The organism is Sporacetigenium sp. TC11, from assembly GCF_058146105.1.
Map to the genome: position 1 here is coordinate 254464 of NZ_JBYVNY010000003.1, position 19562 is coordinate 274025.

25 protein-coding genes are annotated in these 19562 nt (G+C 28.3%); 16 read left to right on the top strand and 9 right to left on the bottom strand.

From position 1 onward, the window contains the following. Positions 1–720: a metal ABC transporter ATP-binding protein gene (locus ACUSRV_RS07180; protein WP_490141250.1), complete on the top strand. Its 720-nt coding sequence runs from the start codon at positions 1–3 to the stop codon at positions 718–720. Positions 721–736: 16 nt separating this feature from the next. Then, positions 737–1588: a metal ABC transporter permease gene (locus ACUSRV_RS07185; protein ID WP_490141251.1), complete on the top strand. Its 852-nt coding sequence runs from the start codon at positions 737–739 to the stop codon at positions 1586–1588. A gap of 17 nt (positions 1589–1605) precedes the next feature. Here ACUSRV_RS07185 and ACUSRV_RS07190 read toward each other — a convergent pair whose 3' ends face one another. Continuing rightward, a complete protein-coding gene (locus tag ACUSRV_RS07190) occupies positions 1606–3780 on the bottom strand; it encodes a type IA DNA topoisomerase (RefSeq protein WP_490141252.1) in 2175 nt (724 codons plus the stop codon). A gap of 169 nt (positions 3781–3949) precedes the next feature. Here ACUSRV_RS07190 and ACUSRV_RS07195 point away from each other — a divergent pair, with 169 nt between their 5' ends. The 7 genes from ACUSRV_RS07195 to ACUSRV_RS07225 all read left to right on the top strand — a co-directional run bounded on the left by ACUSRV_RS07195 (position 3950) and on the right by ACUSRV_RS07225 (position 9034). Further along, the gene (locus ACUSRV_RS07195; RefSeq protein ID WP_490141253.1) at positions 3950–4564 is read left to right on the top strand and encodes a fibronectin type III domain-containing protein; all 615 of its coding nucleotides are present in this window, start codon (positions 3950–3952) and stop codon (positions 4562–4564) included. A 163-nt stretch (positions 4565–4727) separates the two neighbouring features. Beyond that, on the top strand, positions 4728–5162 hold the full coding sequence (gene dut, locus ACUSRV_RS07200; RefSeq protein WP_490141254.1) for a dUTP diphosphatase: 435 nt from the start codon (positions 4728–4730) through the stop codon (positions 5160–5162). Between the two features lie 83 nt (positions 5163–5245). After that, positions 5246–5440, top strand: a complete 195-nt coding sequence (locus ACUSRV_RS07205) for an asparagine synthase (RefSeq protein ID WP_490141255.1) — start codon at positions 5246–5248, stop codon at positions 5438–5440. 118 nt (positions 5441–5558) lie between these two features. Continuing rightward, complete coding sequence (locus ACUSRV_RS07210) at positions 5559–5966, top strand: hypothetical protein (RefSeq protein WP_490141256.1); 408 nt, start codon at positions 5559–5561, stop codon at positions 5964–5966. Between the two features lie 527 nt (positions 5967–6493). Continuing rightward, positions 6494–6727, top strand: coding sequence for a DUF1450 domain-containing protein (locus ACUSRV_RS07215; protein ID WP_490141257.1), 234 nt, complete (start codon positions 6494–6496; stop codon positions 6725–6727). 278 nt (positions 6728–7005) lie between these two features. Further along, positions 7006–7536, top strand: a complete 531-nt coding sequence (gene epsC / locus ACUSRV_RS07220; protein WP_490141258.1) for a serine O-acetyltransferase EpsC — start codon at positions 7006–7008, stop codon at positions 7534–7536. 223 nt (positions 7537–7759) lie between these two features. After that, complete coding sequence (locus ACUSRV_RS07225; RefSeq protein ID WP_490141259.1) at positions 7760–9034, top strand: cation:proton antiporter; 1275 nt, start codon at positions 7760–7762, stop codon at positions 9032–9034. A gap of 169 nt (positions 9035–9203) precedes the next feature. On the opposite strand, the gene ACUSRV_RS07230 is transcribed toward ACUSRV_RS07225, so the two are convergent. The 8 genes from ACUSRV_RS07230 to ACUSRV_RS07265 form a co-directional block, all read right to left on the bottom strand. Further along, entirely contained in the window at positions 9204–9629 is a 426-nt protein-coding gene (locus ACUSRV_RS07230; protein WP_490141260.1) for a manganese catalase family protein, read from the bottom strand. A gap of 44 nt (positions 9630–9673) precedes the next feature. Then, positions 9674–11245 (bottom strand): recombinase family protein, encoded by a 1572-nt coding sequence (locus tag ACUSRV_RS07235; protein WP_490141261.1) that lies wholly within the window; start codon positions 11243–11245, stop codon positions 9674–9676. A 235-nt stretch (positions 11246–11480) separates the two neighbouring features. Next, a complete protein-coding gene (locus ACUSRV_RS07240) occupies positions 11481–12083 on the bottom strand; it encodes a hypothetical protein (protein WP_490141262.1) in 603 nt (200 codons plus the stop codon). Between the two features lie 148 nt (positions 12084–12231). Beyond that, a complete protein-coding gene (locus ACUSRV_RS07245) occupies positions 12232–12411 on the bottom strand; it encodes a hypothetical protein (protein WP_490141263.1) in 180 nt (59 codons plus the stop codon). A 247-nt stretch (positions 12412–12658) separates the two neighbouring features. Continuing rightward, the gene (locus ACUSRV_RS07250; protein ID WP_490141264.1) at positions 12659–12967 is read right to left on the bottom strand and encodes a hypothetical protein; all 309 of its coding nucleotides are present in this window, start codon (positions 12965–12967) and stop codon (positions 12659–12661) included. 206 nt (positions 12968–13173) lie between these two features. After that, positions 13174–13362: a hypothetical protein gene (locus tag ACUSRV_RS07255; protein WP_490141265.1), complete on the bottom strand. Its 189-nt coding sequence runs from the start codon at positions 13360–13362 to the stop codon at positions 13174–13176. A gap of 58 nt (positions 13363–13420) precedes the next feature. Further along, positions 13421–13846: an ImmA/IrrE family metallo-endopeptidase gene (locus ACUSRV_RS07260; protein WP_490141266.1), complete on the bottom strand. Its 426-nt coding sequence runs from the start codon at positions 13844–13846 to the stop codon at positions 13421–13423. Positions 13847–13866: 20 nt separating this feature from the next. After that, positions 13867–14253: a helix-turn-helix domain-containing protein gene (locus ACUSRV_RS07265; protein WP_490141267.1), complete on the bottom strand. Its 387-nt coding sequence runs from the start codon at positions 14251–14253 to the stop codon at positions 13867–13869. A gap of 163 nt (positions 14254–14416) precedes the next feature. Here ACUSRV_RS07265 and ACUSRV_RS07270 point away from each other — a divergent pair, with 163 nt between their 5' ends. The 7 genes from ACUSRV_RS07270 to ACUSRV_RS07300 all read left to right on the top strand — a co-directional run bounded on the left by ACUSRV_RS07270 (position 14417) and on the right by ACUSRV_RS07300 (position 19460). Next, complete coding sequence (locus ACUSRV_RS07270) at positions 14417–14650, top strand: helix-turn-helix transcriptional regulator (RefSeq protein WP_490141268.1); 234 nt, start codon at positions 14417–14419, stop codon at positions 14648–14650. 40 nt (positions 14651–14690) lie between these two features. Continuing rightward, positions 14691–15512 (top strand): phage antirepressor KilAC domain-containing protein, encoded by an 822-nt coding sequence (locus ACUSRV_RS07275; protein WP_490141269.1) that lies wholly within the window; start codon positions 14691–14693, stop codon positions 15510–15512. A gap of 56 nt (positions 15513–15568) precedes the next feature. Beyond that, entirely contained in the window at positions 15569–15751 is a 183-nt protein-coding gene (locus ACUSRV_RS07280; protein WP_490141270.1) for a hypothetical protein, read from the top strand. A gap of 45 nt (positions 15752–15796) precedes the next feature. Further along, the gene (locus ACUSRV_RS07285; protein ID WP_490141271.1) at positions 15797–16729 is read left to right on the top strand and encodes a YqaJ viral recombinase family nuclease; all 933 of its coding nucleotides are present in this window, start codon (positions 15797–15799) and stop codon (positions 16727–16729) included. A gap of 338 nt (positions 16730–17067) precedes the next feature. Continuing rightward, positions 17068–17868, top strand: coding sequence for a recombinase RecT (locus tag ACUSRV_RS07290; RefSeq protein WP_490141272.1), 801 nt, complete (start codon positions 17068–17070; stop codon positions 17866–17868). A 16-nt stretch (positions 17869–17884) separates the two neighbouring features. Next, positions 17885–18787 carry a DnaD domain protein gene (locus ACUSRV_RS07295; protein ID WP_490141273.1) on the top strand — a complete coding sequence of 301 codons (903 nt, stop codon included), beginning with the start codon at positions 17885–17887 and terminating at the stop codon, positions 18785–18787. Beyond that, positions 18702–19460 (top strand): ATP-binding protein, encoded by a 759-nt coding sequence (locus tag ACUSRV_RS07300; RefSeq protein ID WP_490141374.1) that lies wholly within the window; start codon positions 18702–18704, stop codon positions 19458–19460. The genes ACUSRV_RS07295 and ACUSRV_RS07300 overlap by 86 nt, the downstream gene beginning before the upstream one ends. The last annotated feature ends 102 nt before the right edge of the window (positions 19461–19562 follow it).

Genomic DNA, 19562 nt, shown 5'->3' on the forward strand with positions numbered 1-19562 from the left:
ATGGAGCAAATAATTAAACTTAAAAATGTTACATTTGGATATCAAGATAATATAATACTTAATAATATAAATTTAGATATAAATAAAGGAGATTATGTAGGTATAATAGGATCTAATGGAGTAGGCAAGAGTACACTCCTAAAACTTATGTTAAATGAAATAAAGCCATTAGATGGATCGGTAGATATATTTGGAGCTCCAATAAATGAATTTAAAGATTGGAAAAAGGTTGGATATGTAAATCAAAAGGCAAATTCCTTCGTGTCATCATTTCCAGCAACAGTACAAGAGGTAGTAGCTATGAATTTATCCTCTAAAATAGGACTTTTTAGATCTATAAATAAAAATCATTTAAAAGAAGTTGATAGGGTTTTAGAGTTAGTTGGTATGGAAGAAAACAAACATAAACTAATTGGAGAACTATCTGGAGGTCAACAACAAAAGGTATTTATAGCTAGGTCATTAGTTAATTCTCCAGAGATATTGTTTTTAGATGAGCCAACTGTAGGAATTGATTTATCGGCACAAAGCGATTTTTATTCATTACTATCTCAATTAAATAAAAGATTGAACTTGACTATAGTTATGATTTCTCATGATATATCAATAATTAAACACGAAGTAAAAAAACTTGTATGTCTTAAATGTAAAAAAATAGATGTATATGATAACTGTAGGGAAACAGTTTCAAAAGAAATAATATTAGATTGTTTTTATTAGAGGGGAGGTTAGTTTCTTGGAAATACTTCAATACGGCTTTATGCAAAGGGCCATACTATCCGGATTAATAGTTGGATTTATATGTCCAATTATGGGAATGTTTATAGTACTTAGGAGAATGTCTTTAATTGGAGATAGCTTGTCTCATATAGCTTTATCTGGGATAGCAGGAGCTGTTATATTAAATTCAAATCCTTTAGTAGGTTCACTCACTGCCTCAACAATTGCATCTATAGTTATAGAAAAGCTTAGAAAAGGCTATAAACAATATGCAGATCTTGCTATAGCAATAATTATGGCTGTTGGAGTTGGAGTATCGGGAATACTTATGAGTTTTTCTCAAGATGTAAATTTCGATTTATTTTCATTTATGTATGGAAGTATAACCACAGTTACTAAAGAAGATATATTGCTTATTGTGTTTGTAGGTATAGTGATATTATTATTTATAAAATTATTTTATAAAGAGTTGGTTTATATATCATTTGACGAAGAAAGTGCTAAATTTTCAGGAATTCCAGTAAGTTTAATAAACAATATATTTATGATATTAGTTGCGGCTACTATAACATTGACACTTAGAATAGTAGGGGTACTTTTAGTATCTTCTTTAATAGCACTTCCTGTAGCAGCTAGTTTACAAATAGCTAAGAGTTTTAAAAATGCAATGTTATGGTCTGTTTTATTTGGAGAAGCATCTATTATACTTGGAATATTTACTTCTTATTACTTTGATTTAGCTCCAGGTGGAACAATAGTTATATTATCTGTATTAACATTGATACTATCGGCTTTTTATAAAAATATAGAAAAGAATATGAATGGAAAAAAAGCTATGTATGAAAGCAAAGCATTAGATACACATTAAAAAAGAGAAATAGATGTCTATTTCTCTTTTTCTTTATTTTTATTATCTTCAAAGGTCATATCCCAGCCCCAATATCCATTTTCTTTTTTTGTATATTTCAGTGTAGCATCAAATTTATTTCCTTTTTTAGATGTAAGGCCTTTAACCTTTGTTTGACCACTCTTTAATATACTTTTTACCATAGTCTTATTAGGTTTTTTCTTTAATGCCTTTAAAAATTTATCTTCATTCCAGATTCCAAATTTGCATTCCTGGTAATTTTGACAAATGAATCCTTTGGATATTTCTACAACATCACCTTTACACACGGGACACTTTCCTAAAGACTCTAAATCGTTAGACTTCTCGTTGGGTTTATCAGTTGATGTCGTATATGATTTAGTAGTGGAATTATACTTATAAATAGTTGTATTTATAGATCTATTAGTATCTTTTTTTATTACTTCTACTCCCTTTAATACAAACTCAATCATATTTTTAAGATAATCACTTTTAGTATATTGTCCTTTTTGTATATCAGAAAGGCTTTTTTCAAGTTTACCTGTATAATCTACGTCTAATAGTTCTTTTATAGGAAATATTTCAACTAAGTTTATGCCAAGATCGGTTACATAATAGGATTTTCCTTTTTTGCTTACATATCCAACATCTAATATTTTTTTTAGTACGTCTGCACGGGTAGCAGATGTACCTATAGAGTATCCTGATAAAACTGATGTATCTTCTTCAGAAACGCTTTTACCACAATTTTTCATAGCTTTAAGTAATGTATCTTCTGTATATGATTTTGGAGGTGTTGTTTGTTTTTCAACTATTTCTAGTTTTTCAACATCTACTTCTTCATTTATATCTACAGATGGCAACAATTCATCGCCTTCTTCTTTACCATAAATCTCAAGATATCCTTTAGATTTTAATACCTTACCTTTAGTTATAAATTTATGATTATTTACATCAGTAATTATCTCTGTGTTTTCATATTCAGCAGGAGGCATGAAGTTTGCCAAAAACCTGTCTTTAATTGCTTTGTATACTAATTCTTCATCAGGTGTTAATTTGTTAGGTATTATATAAGTTGGGATTATAGCACTATGGCTATCTACTTTAGAAGAATCGAATATTCTTTTTGTTTTAGCGAATTTTATTTTGTCTTCATAGGGAAGGCCTTTTTTAAGTTTATCAAGTGTTTGAGACACTTTGCCTGCTAAGCTTTCCTCTAAATATACAGAATCTGTTCTAGGATATGTTATACAACCCCCAGATCCCTTACCTTCATAAAGCGATTGACATACTTTAAGAACTTTATCAGATGTCCAACCGTTGTGTTTAGAAGTTATATATCCTTGTAATGATGTTAAACTAAATAATTTAGGTGCATATTCCTTAGACTTAGAAACTTTTTTATCTTTTACAAAACCTTTTTTATTTTGTATATCATCTAAGATTTTTTGTATATCTTCTTTTTTATCAAATCTTGAATCTTTATTTTTTATATACTTTCCATTATACTTTCCATTTAAGGCCGAAAAAGTTCCATGAAGCTCAAAATAAATTTGAGGTATAAAGTTTTTTATTTCCATATCTCTATCATATACGAGTTTAACTGTTGGAAGTATAACTCGCCCTATATTTAGTAATTTTCCATTACCGTATTTTAAAGTTGCAGCAGTTGTGAAATTTATACCAATAAGCCAATCTATAACAAGCCTTGTATATCCGGCAGCTTGAAGATTTCTCATATCCATATCATCTTTTAAAGTAGAAAGGCCTCTCTGTATATCCTCAGGAGTCCATTCATTTACTAGTATTCTTTTTATTGGTTTTTTATTTTTAGCTAGCAAAAATATTAGAAAAGATATAAGTTCACCTTCTCTATCATTATCTGTTGCATTTATAATTAGTTCTATATTATCTCTATGTAAAAGGTCTTTTACTATATTGAATTGCTTTAACTTACTACTTTCAACTTTAAATCTAAATTTATCTGGTATAAAAGGAAAGTTGTTTATTTTCCAACTTCCAGAATAGGATTTGTCATAGTCTTTTGTATCATATAAAGAAACTAAGTGGCCTACAGCATAAGTTACTATATATCCACTACCTTCAAAATATCCATCGTGTTTTTTGCTAGCACCTAAAAAAGATGCTATTGTTTTTGCAACAGATGGCTTTTCAGCCAATATAAGTTTCATTCTATCCCTCCTGGTTCACTAGTTAGCAACTATTAATATTAACATATTTATTAAATTTTGTATAGAATATAAACAATAAGCAAAATCCATATTGTTTTCTCATAAGAGGAAATAAATTTTTACATAAAAACTTTAAATATACAAAAAATAAAATGATGGAGGTGATTGTTTGAAAAATATAAAAAAGTATATATGGATATGTACTATTTTTACTTTTTTATTAACTTGTACAATAGTAGCTTTGGATAAAACAGATTCTCCTCAAGGAATTAGAATTGTATTTTTGTCTAATAATAAAGTATATTTAGAATGGGAGAAAATAGATGATGTAGATTACTATAATATATATAAATGTAATAAAAAAGATGGATCATACGAAATAATACATAAATCATATTACAATGCTTATACAATAGAAAATGTAAGACCAGGAAGTAAAGTATTTTATAAAATAACTTCTGTAAAAGATAAAGTTGAATCCAAATTTAGTGACATAGTATCTGTAGAAATGCCAAATATAAGTCCTCCAAAATCAATTTATATATCTGCTGTATCTAGTAGTGCCATATATTTAAGATGGGATAAAACATATAAAGCTGATTATTATATTATATATAGAAGTAACTCAGCAAAAGGTGAGTATATAGAAATAGGCAAGACTGATAGTAATATATACATAGACACAGGACTAAGGCCAATATCACCTTATTTTTATAAAATTAAATTAGTAAAAAATGGAGTCAAATCTTCATTTAGTGAAGTGGTATATTCAACAACTAACTAAAGGGCTTGATATAACCCTTTTTTGTACACCGATACTATATAGGGTATATTGATAGGTAATATTAAATTGATAAAAAATAGATTTTTTTAAAAAGTACATTAAGGGTATAATAATATATAATTGTGTTATTTAATAAATGAAACATTATAAGGGAGAGATAAGTATGTTTGAATTAAAAATAAAAAAGTTATATGAAGATGCAATAATTCCAAATTTTGCTCATGAAGATGATGCAGGAATGGATTTATATTCAATTGAAGAAATTATAATACCAACTAATGAAACAAGACTTATAAAAACCGGAATATTAATACAACTTCCACAAAATACTGAAGCTCAAGTAAGACCGAGAAGCGGACTTGCATTAAACCATAGTATTACGGTTTTAAATTCTCCAGGAACTATAGATGAAGGATATAGAGGAGAGATAGGAGTTATATTAATAAATCACGGTAAGGAAGATTTTAAAGTTGAAAAACATATGAAGATAGCTCAAATGATTATAAAACCTACATATAAAGTATATATAAAAGAAGTTGATGAACTTGATAATTCAGACAGAGGAATTGGGGGATTTGGCTCTACTGGTTTAAAATAACAATTTAATAAATTTTTACATCTAATATTATATATATATTTGCACACAATAATAACAATCTACATCACAAGGAGGTTGTCATTATGAAAAAAGGAATGATACCAGTTGCGTTAGGTACTGCAGTTACTGCTACAGGTCTAGCTCTTGATGCTATGCAAATGAAGAAACAAAACTGGAAAAAAAATGATTATATGAATATGGCAGGAGCACTTTTAGTAGGTGCAGGTGTTGCCCATGTAGCTTTAGGGGCTATAGATATGAACAAGGGTAAAAGATAACAAAATATAAAAAGAGCTTTTATAATTTAAAAGCTCTTTTTTGCATTTTATTGTATTAAAAATATATTTTTTTGAAAATAATATTAAAGTAGGAATATAAAATGCAAGGAGAGATAAAATGGCGCTAATTCAAGACTTTTACAAATTTAAATACAGCAAAAATTCTTATTATATTGACATGCAAGTAAATAGAGATGCAATTCTAATAATCGAAGAGGCTCTAAATGAAAGGCTTAGTAATTATGTAAGAACTAGAGATACAGAATGTGCTTATATGAGGTTACAAGAATATTTCCAAAAAACTAGAAGAGAACAGTATACTCAGTATGTTAACTTAAAATTAAATAAATGTTATTTAAAATATATAAAAAACTTATATTTATATTTTAAAGATAGGCCAGATTACTATGTTTTGAAAGCATTATATGATTATATTGAAGTGTTTTTACTAGAAGACATAGAGCATATATCTGGATTTAGCAGTTTAGATGAAGATGTAAAAATAAGAGTATTATCTATGATATAATTTCAAAAAAATCTTATCAAAAAATTGATAAGATTTTTTTATTTTTTTGGTTCATTTTTGCTTTAATATTGCATAAAATATAATAAAATGATAGAATATAAATATAACATTCAAATGTATGAAAATTATTAAATAAGAGAAAATTTTATTATAAAAACTAATATTATTATAGGAGGTATGGAGATATGGAAAACAACGAAGTTTTAGTATATTTTGATTATGAATTAGATATGGATTATGATTATGATCCAGAGCATACTTATCAATAAAATTTGAAAGTTGTTTTACAAGATGCAATAAAGTAAGAAACTTATGCAATTATTCTTGCAAAACTATAGAAATTAATATTGTTATGTATATTTCCCATAAAATAAAATATACATAAGAACATAAAAGAGAAGTTCTAACTTGCAAAATGCATGTTGGAACTTTTTTAATGCAAGGATATTATAATTTATCCGAAAGTATAAAAATTGCACTAATTGTTAAATATAACAAATATGTAAAAATACAAGGAGGTATATATTATGGGTATAAGAATACAATTTTGTGAAAATAATTTTCAATATGGTTCAGAAGAGGTAAAGTCTAGATTAATGGAAGAATTTGATGAAGCAGATATTGAGGTTTTCCCATGTTTAGAATTGTGCAGAGAATGTGCAGAAGGGCCTTATGCTATAGTTAACAATGAAATAATACAAACGGATAGTGCAGAAGAATTGTTTCAACAATTAAGAAATATGATACAAGAGGATATGTAGAAATGAGAAAAGGTGAATAAATACATATAAGTTCGAATATAATATTAGTAGTAAATTGTATAATCGCCAAGATATAATTACTATCTAATAATATATAAAAAAAATTCCACGTTATTTTAAGTAGAGTCAATACTCTACTATTTTTTTGCTGTAAATATTTTCATATGACATATTTGTGACAATTTATAATTCTGATTATTGACATAATCGCATGTTAAATTATATAATTAAATCATACTAAAATGATAGGGATTATATTAAAAAAATGGAGGGTTAATATGTTTAAATCATTTAAAGAAGATATAGCAAATATACAAGAAAACGATCCTGCTAGCCCGAGTTTTATAGAGGTTATGATACTATATCCATGTGTTCATGCTATGATAACTCATAGAATAGCACATAAGTTATACAATAGGAAAAGGTTTTTTACAGCAAGACTTATATCACAGATAAGTAGATTTTTCACTGGAATAGAAATACACCCAGGAGCTAAGATAGGAAAAAAGTTCTTTATAGACCACGGTATGGGTGTTGTTATAGGTGAAACGGCTGAGGTAGGAGATAATGTTACAATATTCCATCAAGTTACTCTTGGAGGAACGGGAAAAGACAAAGGAAAGAGGCACCCAACAGTTGGAAATAATGTATTCATAGGAGCTGGAGCTAAATTATTAGGCCCTATAAATGTAGGAGATAACGTTAAAATAGGTTGTAATGCGGTTGTACTTAATGATGTTGATTCAGATAGGACTGTAGTTGGGATACCAGGAGATGTAGTAAGATTTAGAGGTCATAAAATTATATAAATTAATTAAAAAGAGTTTATAAAAGAGTTTATAAGCTCTTTTTAATTGATAATAATATAACTATCTAGATATGTTATAATGGTTGAATTTACTTACAATTCTCAAAATAATAATAATTTTTAGATGTGTTGACTTTAATATTGAATGGGAATATACTGAGATAAATTGAAATTTTGTATACAGAACTCATAGGTTTTAATTAATAATTAAATGGGGTGATAATATGGAAAATACTTCAGCGGCTATAGCTACAAGTAACTTATTACTTATATTTTCAGCTATAGCTATAACAGGTATAGTTTTTGGTAAACTAAGTGAAAAGGTAAAATTGCCAGATGTTGTATTATATTTATTAGCAGGGATAGTTATAGGCCCAGCTTTTTTAAATTTAATAAGTATAGAGTCATTTCCTATTGAAAATAATCTATTACTTACATTTGGATCAGCCTTTATTCTTTATGAGGGTGGAAGAGAAATAAAGCTTAAAGTTTTAAATAAAGTTAAAATAAGTGTAGGGTTATTATCTTCAATTGGAGTTGTAATTTCGGCAGTTGTGGTAGCATTAGCAGCTCAGAAAATATTTAATATAGATTTTATGTATGCATTACTTATAGGTTCTCTTATAGCGTCAACAGATCCAGCTACATTGATACCTGTATTCAAACAAATTACTATAAAAGATAGATTAAAGCAAACAGTAGTTAGCGAATCTGCATTTAACGATGCTGTAGGAGCTATTCTTGTTAGTGCAGTTCTTACTATAATTACTTCAGGAAAAATATCTATAGGTCAAAATGCCAAAGAGCTTCTTGTCATGATAGTAGTGGGAACTTTAGTTGGCGTAATACTTGGGTATATATTCTCATTACTTGTATGTGATAAAAAATCAGGTATATTTCATCAATATGCCCCTATAATTTCAGTATTAATAGTTGCATTATCTTACGAAATAGCTACATTATTACACGGAAGTGGATATATGGCAGTATTTATTGCTGGACTTATAAGTGGAAATAAAAAAGTATTTGGATTATGGGTGCCAGAAGAATCGTTCCAATCAGAGTTGCATTTTAGAGAAAGCTTAAGTACTTTAGCTCGTATGGGTATATTTGTAATACTAGGTACCCAAGTTGATATAGTTGCTCTTAGTCAATATTGGTTACCTTCATTAATAATAGTACTGGTTTTAATGTTTATAGCAAGACCAATATCTGTAATTATAAGTGTTTTACCTGATAGAGAAGCTAAGTGGTCATTAAAAGAAATGCTATTTATGATGTGGGTTAGAGAAACAGGGGTAATACCAGCTGCATTAGCAGGTATAATAGTAGCTATGAATTTACCTAATTCAGATGTAATATCATCAGTAGTATTTATGACAATTCTAATAACACTAGTAGTTCAAGCTAGTACAACTAAATTGGTAGCTAGAAAATTAGGAGTATTAGAAGAGGAAGAAGTTCAGAAACAACGTAAGGTAAAAGGTGCAATAATTTAAAATTAATTATAAAATAAAGGACTTGATTTTAAATCAAGTTCTTTTGTTATTTAATAAAAAATTAATATTGTATTATTAATTTAGCGCAAACATATGTTAACTAATAAATTAGGATTATTAGAATATAATAATTCGAATTTAAATAAGGAGTCCTAAAGACTCCTTATTTCTAATATACCTTTTTGCAATTTCCAAAATCGTATACATCCATTAAAGCTTCACCAAATCTTTGATAGTGAACAACTTCTCTTTCTGCTAGGAATTTTAGAACTTCTTTAATATCTACATTGTCAGTCATACTTATAAGTCTATAATATGTTGCTAAAGCTTTTTGTTCAGCTGCCATATCTTCATGTAAATCAGTTATAGGGTCTGCCACAGATTGTATATAAGCTGCAGTCCATGGAATTCCAGCTGCATCTGATGGATATAGTGCATTAGCGTGTTGTGCATAATGAGCTCCAAGACCTGCTGCTTTTAATTCGTCTGGAGTTGCATCTTTCACAAGTTGATATACCATAGTAGATATTATTTCAACATGAGCAAGTTCTTCTGTTCCTATATCTGTTAATAGTGCTTTTGCCTTATTATCCAAAACAACATAGAAAAACCTAGAGCTATACAGCCCTAGGTTACACACTAACTACCCACATAATAGACCTTAACCTCACCAAGATCACTATCCCAAACAACCTTACTAATAATATTACTTAAAATAAATCTCTGTTCATCCAAACTAGCACTGCCTATCAAACTATTAAACTTATTTATATTCTCTAAAATAAGATCAACATCAAGAATCTTATTAGATTTTCTCTTACTAGCCTGAGTCATGCTATCTAAATTCTTCTTCATAATAGTGATATCACCACTTAACTTATCTATTTCACCAATAACATACTTAGAAGAATCACCAGACAATAAACTTAATTGTTTAACTAAATTAGAAATAGCAGCCTCCTTATCAGCAATGCTCTTTTTAATAAACTCTATTTCAGCCGAATTGTTAGAAACATCATCATCCATAACAGGAAGCTCTTTTAATAAAGTAGCTTTATCAATATTTTTAAGATTTTCTATAACAGCACTTTCAATCTCTTCAATCCTTATATTTTTACTATCACATACAGAGATACCCTCAGTTTCTTTTACTGTACAAGCATAATAAGCAGGTTTAGTACCATCTTTTCTTTTAACACCGTATTTAACTCCCATAGCATAGCCACATTTACATTTTATAAATCCTGAGAGTAGAGCAGTTCTAGAAGTTCCTGAACGAGGAGCCTTTTCAGCATTAGAAGATAAAATCATTTGAGTTTCTAACCAGGTGTAAGAATCAAGAATACCTTCATGAGGCCCAATAGAAGCTATCCATTTGTCCTTATCCTTCTGAACACTACCTTTATGTTTAGAATACGTTAAAATGCCATTTAAATCGTTTGGTTCACCAACAACAGTTATATTTTCAACTTCAATAAGATATTTAATAACCTCATCAGTAGCTTTTACATATACAGGATTTCTAAGAATATTTGCTATAGTACCTTTTTTTATTGGTATACCATTTTTTCCTGTTATACCGTTTTCAGCTAATATCTTAATAGTCTTTTGAGTAGATCTAACTTTGAGATAAGTTGCAAATATAAATTTAACTTTATCAGATTCTTCTTTATCTACAATAAGGTTTGTTCTTTTTCTTTCCTTATCTTTATCAATAAACTTTTCTGATAAAGATTTGTATCCGAGTGGAGGAGGGCCACCGAGCCATCTACCATTTCTTGCAAGTTCATACATATTATCTTTTATACGTTCTGCAATTGTTTCTCTTTCAAGTTGAGCAAATACAGAAGATATATAGAGCATGGCTTTACCCATAGCGGTAGATGTATCAAATTGTTCTCTAACGCTTATAAAAGATATTTCTAAATTATTAAGTTCTTCAAGTAATGTAGCGAAGTCAGATACACTACGACTTATACGGTCTAATCTATAGCATATAAGTACATCAAATTTTTTATCTCTTGCATCTTGAAGCATTCTTTGGAACTCAGGTCTATCGGTATTTTTACCACTGAAGCCTTCATCTTCATATACAATAAAATCATATATATCTAAGTTCTTGGCATGGTTAGAACATAGTTCAATTTGATTTCCTATAGAATCACCTTTACCTGTGAACTTGGACTTTCTTGAATATATGGCAGCTTTCAATTTATGTCACCCCCCTATGTCTCATATAAAGAGTATATAGAATTATATGCAGCAAAAATATAAGTAATTATTACCACGTCTTGAAATAATAGGATATATTTAAATATAGTGTTAAGATTCAGTATATAATTAAAGGAGAAGAAATATTTCTCCACCGTTTACTGTATAGTATATAAAAACTATGAACTAAAAGCTGATTCAAAGTATAATGTTTATAAACACTTGACTGAATATATTATTTTATATCTAAGATTATTCTGGTTCTTTTTGTATAGATAAAAGTATATACGTGATCTTCCTTTATATTAGTAAATATATGGTTATCATATGAAAAGTCTTTATCATCAATATACAAAATATCATCACCTTTATCACGAACTATATTATCAACAGTTCCTCTAATTACCTGATAGTCTCTTAATATGTAATCAGTAAAGGAATCATTTAGCATATATATACAAAATAACATAATTATAATAGGTGAAATTTTTTTGATGGCTATATTTTTAAATCTACTATCAATATTTAACGCTTTTCCATCATCCCAGACATCTACCCCTAAATACAATCCGATTGAAGCAAAAACAAACATTGTAAAGAAGATAAGACTCATTAATATGTCTCTTATTAAAATGGCATTTTGCCTTCCATAAAGATTTATAAATAAATCTAAACCTAAAAGATATAATAAAAATTCTATAACTAAAACAGTGAAAAAAACATTACAAAGAATATGTATTTTTTGTTGTTGAGGTAACCTTACTACTAATCGTGCATTGCATTTTTTGCATTTCATGCTTCCGTCTATATATTTTTCTTCACATTCTGGACAATACATTTTTCACCCCATGATATCTATAAAATTATAATTTGCTTATTATTACATAGTTTTATATAACTGTAACTATAACTCTATATTAAATTTAATTATTTATGTTTTAAATTTCAATATTCACTTAAAACATAACCTAATAATAAAATAAAACCTATTCACATTGATTTTCTAGATCTTCACATTCTAGTTTGTATTTACAATCGACACATGGCACATCAGGTCTTTCCCAACACCTAAAAAAACAATCATCACTTGGCTCAGTACAACATTTTCTTTCTAACCATTCATTTTCTGTATAGTAAGCATCAAATGTATCACAATATTTCTTCATAATTTATATACACCCCTAAAATGAAATTTATAAAAATATATGGAATATCACTTTTTAAAATTATATGTATTATTAATTGGCTATGTTTTAATATAGTATTGAAATTAAGTATATATTGAGAAGGAAGAGAAATAGTTCTCCTACTTTTAATTCATAGTATATAAAAACGATGTAATAGATGACGCTATATTTCCCAAATAAAAAGAATGCAGTTTTAGTTTAAAAATCACTCCTTTTTCTGTAATATTTATTTCTTCTTTGAAAAGGTTCCACGTAACTTAGTTATTGATTTATGGTGTGCTTTCCCAAATATAAATAAAATTATAAAGGAAAATATAAAAATTCCGATTGACTCAAGTAAAGGATATTCATTAAGCATCGCACTGACAAATAAGAATACGCTTGATGAAAAAGAAATAGAAGTAATTATAATATGAATTGATCTATCATTTGCCATTGCTTTTTTATATTTAAGGTAATAAAACATTCCCATATGAATTAGAAATATAATAGCCAAGATTATTACCTTTAGGTATTGCGGTTCAGTTGTTCTCATATATTCTGTTCTCCTTCATGTCTTCCAAATAGATAAATATTTTTATGTTTAATATATAGTGAAAACATAAATCAGTACACAGTTTTATACAACTATGTAATAATAACTGGTTAAACTATATATTAAATATATCATTATATCTGATTCTATAAAATCTATTTATACGTTTCTAAATTTCAACATAGATTTTAAAAATAGACTAGTAATTATTTACTCCCATACTTTTTACGTAAATCTTCTATAACTGGAACTAGATCTCGTAATTGTTCTAACTCTAGCACTTCATTTTTACCACTTACATGTAAATAACCATATTTAGTTAATATATGAACCAACTTCATATATTCTTCTTTCTCATAATTCAACATTCCATCTTCTGCTTTAAATCTACTCATAATAAACCTCCTATATAGAAACGAATGTATGTTCGACACAAGGACAAAAAAATAAGTCCTATAAATTATTAAATTTGTATTCAATGAGTTCATGAGATACACCTTCGCATTTAGCTATATATTCCATAGTATGACCATAATATTTTTCAAAAATATTATCATCTAATAAAAGTTCAGCAGCAAAAATATTTGCCTGTCTTTCGTATCTTCCCTTAACAGCCAATGTATATCTAGACAAAAATAATGTATTTAACTTAGGATGCAGTAGAGCATGGCCTAGCTCATGGGCTGCAGTAATAGTTTTTTCTTCATCTGATAAATCACTACTAATACAAATAAAAGGTTTAAGTCTATTATTGTAAAAACCATTAAACTCACTCAATGGACATTCAAAATAAGTAATGTCCATTGAGTGTATGATCTCCACAGGATTGTTAGTTTTATATTTTTTTCTAAGACTAAGTGCTAAATTTTTTATACTCATTAAAAATCCCCCTAATAAATCTATTTCTTCATTTTCTTTTGAACCATAGCCAAGCCTATTTCCATAGCTTGAAGTAAACTTTCTATGGCTTCTTCAGACATTGGCTCCCCATCAAACATTAAACCTTCATTATTTTCTAATTTTTTTCTAGTTTCTTCTAATATTACTTGAACTTCTTTTTCATCATCAGTAATATGTTTTCTCTCTTCGGTTTTCCCCAATAAATAATCTATAGACACATCAAAGTAATCTGATAATTGTTTTAAAGTATCGCTTTTAGGCTCTCTCACTGAATTCTCATATCTAGAAAGAGTAACCTTAGTGGTATTTAAATCCTTTGCCAATTGCTCAAGAGTTAAGCCTTTTTCAAGTCTTAATTGTTTCAATATAGTTGCTAAAGTTTCCATTTGTTCACCACCTTTAACTTAATTATATATATTGTTACCATAAAGTAAACTGTTGTTACCGAAAATAATAAAAAATTTATAAAAAATCATTGACAAGTTACCATTAAGGTAATAAAATAAAAACACAATAAGTAACCAATAAGGTTACAAAGGAGGTGATATTATGAATTATAGTAGAAGATTAAAGGGTCTTAGAGTTCAAAGGGGATTAACACAATCAGATATATCAAAACTCATAGATATGCCCACATCTACTTATATTAAGAAAGAAAACCAACAAAGTCTATTTAATATACAAGAAGCTTTTGAAATATCAAAGGTGTTTGGGTTAAAGGTAGAGGATATTTTTTTTGCAAAACAGGTTACCAATAAGGTAATAAAACAACAGAGAAAATAATAAATCGGTAACTTATATAAATAATAGGGGGAAAACAATAATGAATAATATGAAATTATTTATGAATGAAGAGTTTGGAGAAGTTTCAGTAATAATTGAAAATAACAAAGAGTACTTTGAAGCTACTACAGTAGCAAGCATACTTGGATACTTAAATCCACAAAAAGCAATAAGAGATCACTGTAAGGACCCCGGGGTAACCATTCGTTCAGTAGGGGTAGTAACAGGAAAAAAAGCAGATGGAAGTGATGCAATTCAATTTGTAAATAAAAAATTTATAGATGAAGGTAATTTATACAGATTAATTATTACATCAAAATTACCAAGTGCACAAAAATTTGAAAGATGGATATTTGATGAAGTGCTGCCTAGCATAAGAAAAAATGGAGCATATATGACTGATAAAGTAATAGAAAAAACCCTAGAAGATCCAAATTATATGATAAAACTTCTTATAAATTTAAAAGAAGAAAAAGAAAAAGCAAGACTAGCAAATCAAAGAGCAGAAGAATTAGAAGCTACAATAACACTAGACAGACCATATACCCACTTTGGAAAAAGTATAGCAGCTACATCAGATGCTATAACTATAGGTCAATTTGCTAAACTTCTTAATAATAACAATATCAATATAGGTAGAAATAGATTGTATGAATGGTTTAGAAGCAATGGATATTTTATTAAATTTGGTAAAGAAAAAAATATACCAAAGCAGATATACATAGAACAAGGATTATTTAAAATATCTGAAAGGTTAGTAAATACAATAGATGGAGATATATTATCCACAAGTACTTTGATAACAGGGAAAGGACAGATGTACTTTTTAGAAAAAATCCGTAAAAACCATTTTTCTCACTAAAAGTAGTATCAGGACAAAGTTAAATTTTCATAGGATATTATGGGGTGATTTTAGCCATGGGTATGATAAAAAAAGTTACATCAGTTTTACCTACAACTCCTGAAAAAATGGATGAGTTAAACAGAAAACAAGTTGAATGTATGCTAGTACTTCTAAGAAATAGATATAAAGAAGAAGATATTAAAGAAGCTATAAGAAGATTTAGAAGTGAAGATGAAACAGAAGTTAAAGAATGTTAGGTACTTAATTTATATACTTTATAAGGATAAAAAGGGGAGAAACAAATGAGAAAATATTTAGATTCACAAGTTATATATAATACTAACAACATAACAAAAGAAGAATGGCTAAGAGCCAGACAAAGTGGGATAGGTGGAAGCGATGCAGCAAGTGTAGTTGGACTAAATCCATTTAAAAGTGCAGTTAGTGTATATACAGATAAAATAAGTAATGAAGTTAAAGAAATAAAAAATTATAGAATGGAGCTAGGGCAAAAGCTAGAAGATTTCGTTGCTAGAGAATTTTCATTAATAAGTGGTAAAGATGTAAGAAATGTAAACGGAATACTTAAAAGTGATAAATATCCATTTTCAATAGCAAATATAGATAAAGCAATAGTTGGAGAAAAAGCATTTTTAGAGTGTAAAGTTACAAATTCATATTCTAAAAAAGAGTGGAAAGAGCAACCACCAATACATTACCAAATACAGTGTTTTCACTATATGGCTGTAACTGGAGCAACTCACTGTTATATAGCAGCTTTAATAGGAAATGAAGAACTTATAGTACATAAACTAGACAGAGACGAAGAAGTAATAGATTCACTTATGAAACAAGAAGAATTATTTTGGAATGAATACATACTAGGAGAGAAGATACCACAAGCTGATGGAAGTGAAGATTACTCAAAGTTTTTAAAAGAAAAATATAAAGAAGTTAAAGATGAAAGCTTAATAATATTTATGAAAGAGGACAAGCTAAGTCGCCATAATGAAGTAACTTCACTTATAAAGGATCTTGAAGTAGAGAAAAAAGCAATAGAGCAATATATTCAAAATGAAATGAAAGAACATGAAATAGCTTATATAGGGGATAAAAAGATAACTTGGAAAAGTCAAAGTAGAAGCAGTTTAGATACTAAAAGATTAAAAGAAGAACACCCAGAGATAGTAGAGAAGTACACTAAAATAACTACCTCAAGGGTATTTAGAGTATAAATTTTAAATTATTTTGAAGGTAATATTATAGATTAGGCATACAAGTGCTATACTGCTACAAATCAAAGCAGAGTTTATCTTACCAGTATTCTTATAATTGGTAACACCTTTGCTTATATCAGGAATCCAAGCAATAAGAAGGCCTATCATAATCAGTGAAGATTCCAAAATGAAAAAATTAGAGAGGATAATTATAAGTCCTACTAATGAAAATATATTAAATCTAGCATTCATGGAAAAGAATTTGTTCAAGATAATACCTCCTAGGATTTAATAACTAAAATATATGCTAATTATATAACGATTACCAAAAACATACAATCAAGGGGAGAAATAATATGAATAGTTTAAAAGAAGCACTTTTAAAGCAACAAGATAAAGGACAAGCACTAGAAATAAAACCATCATATGCAATGAAACAACTTATGATAAAAATGAAAGGTGAAATACAATCAGCTCTTCCGTCACAACTAAGTAGTGAGAGATTTCAAAGAGTAGCACTTACTGCATTTAATTCCAATCCAAAATTACAAAACTGTGAAGCTATGAGTTTTATTGCAGCTATGATGCAATCAGCACAACTAGGACTTGAACCAAACACACCACTTGGTCAATCATACCTTATACCATACAAAGTTAAGGGAGTAGACAAAGTTCAATTTCAATTAGGATACAAAGGGCTATTAGAACTTGCACATAGAAGTGGAAAGCTAAAGACATTATATGCCCATGAAGTTAGAAAAAACGATGTATTTGATATAGATTATGGCCTAGAACAAAAGCTTACACATAAGCCACTTTTAGAAGGTGATAGAGGGGATGTAATAGGATATTATGCAGTTTATCACCTAGAGCCTAGTGGATATAGTTTTATATTTATGACTAAAGATGAAATAATGGCTCATGCAAAGAAGTATTCTAAAGGGTTTGGTAGTGGACCTTGGGAAAATGAATTTGATGCTATGGCTAAAAAAACAGTTATAAAGAAACTTCTTAAATATGCTCCACTAAGTATAGAGATGCAAAAGGCAATTAACTTTGATGAAAGTGTTAAATCACAAATAGATAGTGATATGTTGTTTGTTGATGATCAAGTAAATGTTATAGAAATGGATATTGAAGAAGCTGAAAACAACTAAACAGGGGGAAACTAAAATGGCTGTATATAGACATATACATATAGATTTTTGGCAAGATGGTTTTGTATTAGAACTTACACCAGAGGAGAAATACTTCTATTTATATCTCATGACCAACAGCAAGACAAGCCAATGTGGAATATATGAATTACCTAAGAGAATTATAGAAACGGAAACAGGATATAACAGAGAGACAGTTGAGAAATTACTTATGAGATTTGAGGAATATAAAAAGATATTTTACGATAAAGAAACTAATGAAATATTTATTAAAAACTGGATTAAATATAATAAGGGAACAAGTCCAAAGGTGAAAAAATGTATAGAAAAAGAACTCATGGAAATAAAAAATAAACACTTTGTAAATTTATTTATAAAAGAATGCAATAGGTATGGATACAGTATAGATACCCTATCTATAGACTATAAATATAGTATGGATACAGGTGCTGAAGGTGAAAGCAAATTTGAGAACCACTATGGGGAAAAAGAAAAACAAAAAGAAAAAGAAGAAGAAAAAGAAAAACAAAAATATAAAATAAAAGAATTTGCTAAGCTTTATGAACAAAATATAGGATTAGTTAATGGAGTAGTTAGTGAATGGTTAATTGATATAAGTAATTATGTAGATATAAAATTATTTAAAAGAGCTATAGAAATTGCAACTAATAATGGTAGATGTAACAAAGGATATATAAATGGAATCTTAAAGCAATGGGAAAGTAAAAACATAAAAAGCTATGAAGATTTAAAAGCGTATGATGTAAGTGTAAAAAATAGGGGGACTAATAATTATGGAGAATATAGCAACGACAATATCAGAGATAGCAGATATGAAGAAGATTACCTTTATCAAAAGCCAACAAAAGAGCAGCTTGAAGAAGCAAGAAGATTACTTGAAGAAGTCAACGGAGTATAAATGTTATAAATGTAAGGATTTACAGTATATATTAGATGGTGATACTGCAACTCCTTGTGAATGTAGAGAACTAAGAGAAGCTGAGAATATTTTAAAAGCTAGTGGAATAAGTCAGGAGTTTAGAAAAAAGACATTTGATAATTTCAACTATCAGATTAACTTGCAGGCTATGGATTCTTTCAAGAGAGCTATTGAATATTATAGAAGTTTTAATATATCTAGAGGTGCCAAGAATAATTCTATTATGTTTATGGGGCAAGTAGGTTCGGGCAAAACCCACTTGTCTCTTGCTATAGCAAATAAACTAATGCGCGAGTGTGTTGGTGTAGTTTATCTGCCTTACAGAGATATTATAACACAAATAAAACAGAATATGATGCACCAGGAAAGTTATCATAGGTTGATGAATAGATATAAGAAAGCTAGAGTTCTTTTGATTGATGATTTATTCAAGGGAAGTATTACGAAAAGTGATGTCAATATTATGTATGAACTTATTGATTATAGATATTTAAATAATTTAGCTATGATTGTGAGTTGTGAGAAGTGTGCTGATGAACTGCTACAAATTGATGAGGCTGTGGGTAGTAGGCTAATTGAGATGAGTAAGGATTATTTGATAGAGATTAAGGGATTTAAGTTGAACTTTAGAATACATGGAAATATAGATTAATGGTAAATTTATAGAACGTAAACTCCTCCCAAAATGTAAAATATTGTAAAATTACGAGATAACATGTTAATATTTATATATTACTAATATAAAAGGGAGTTT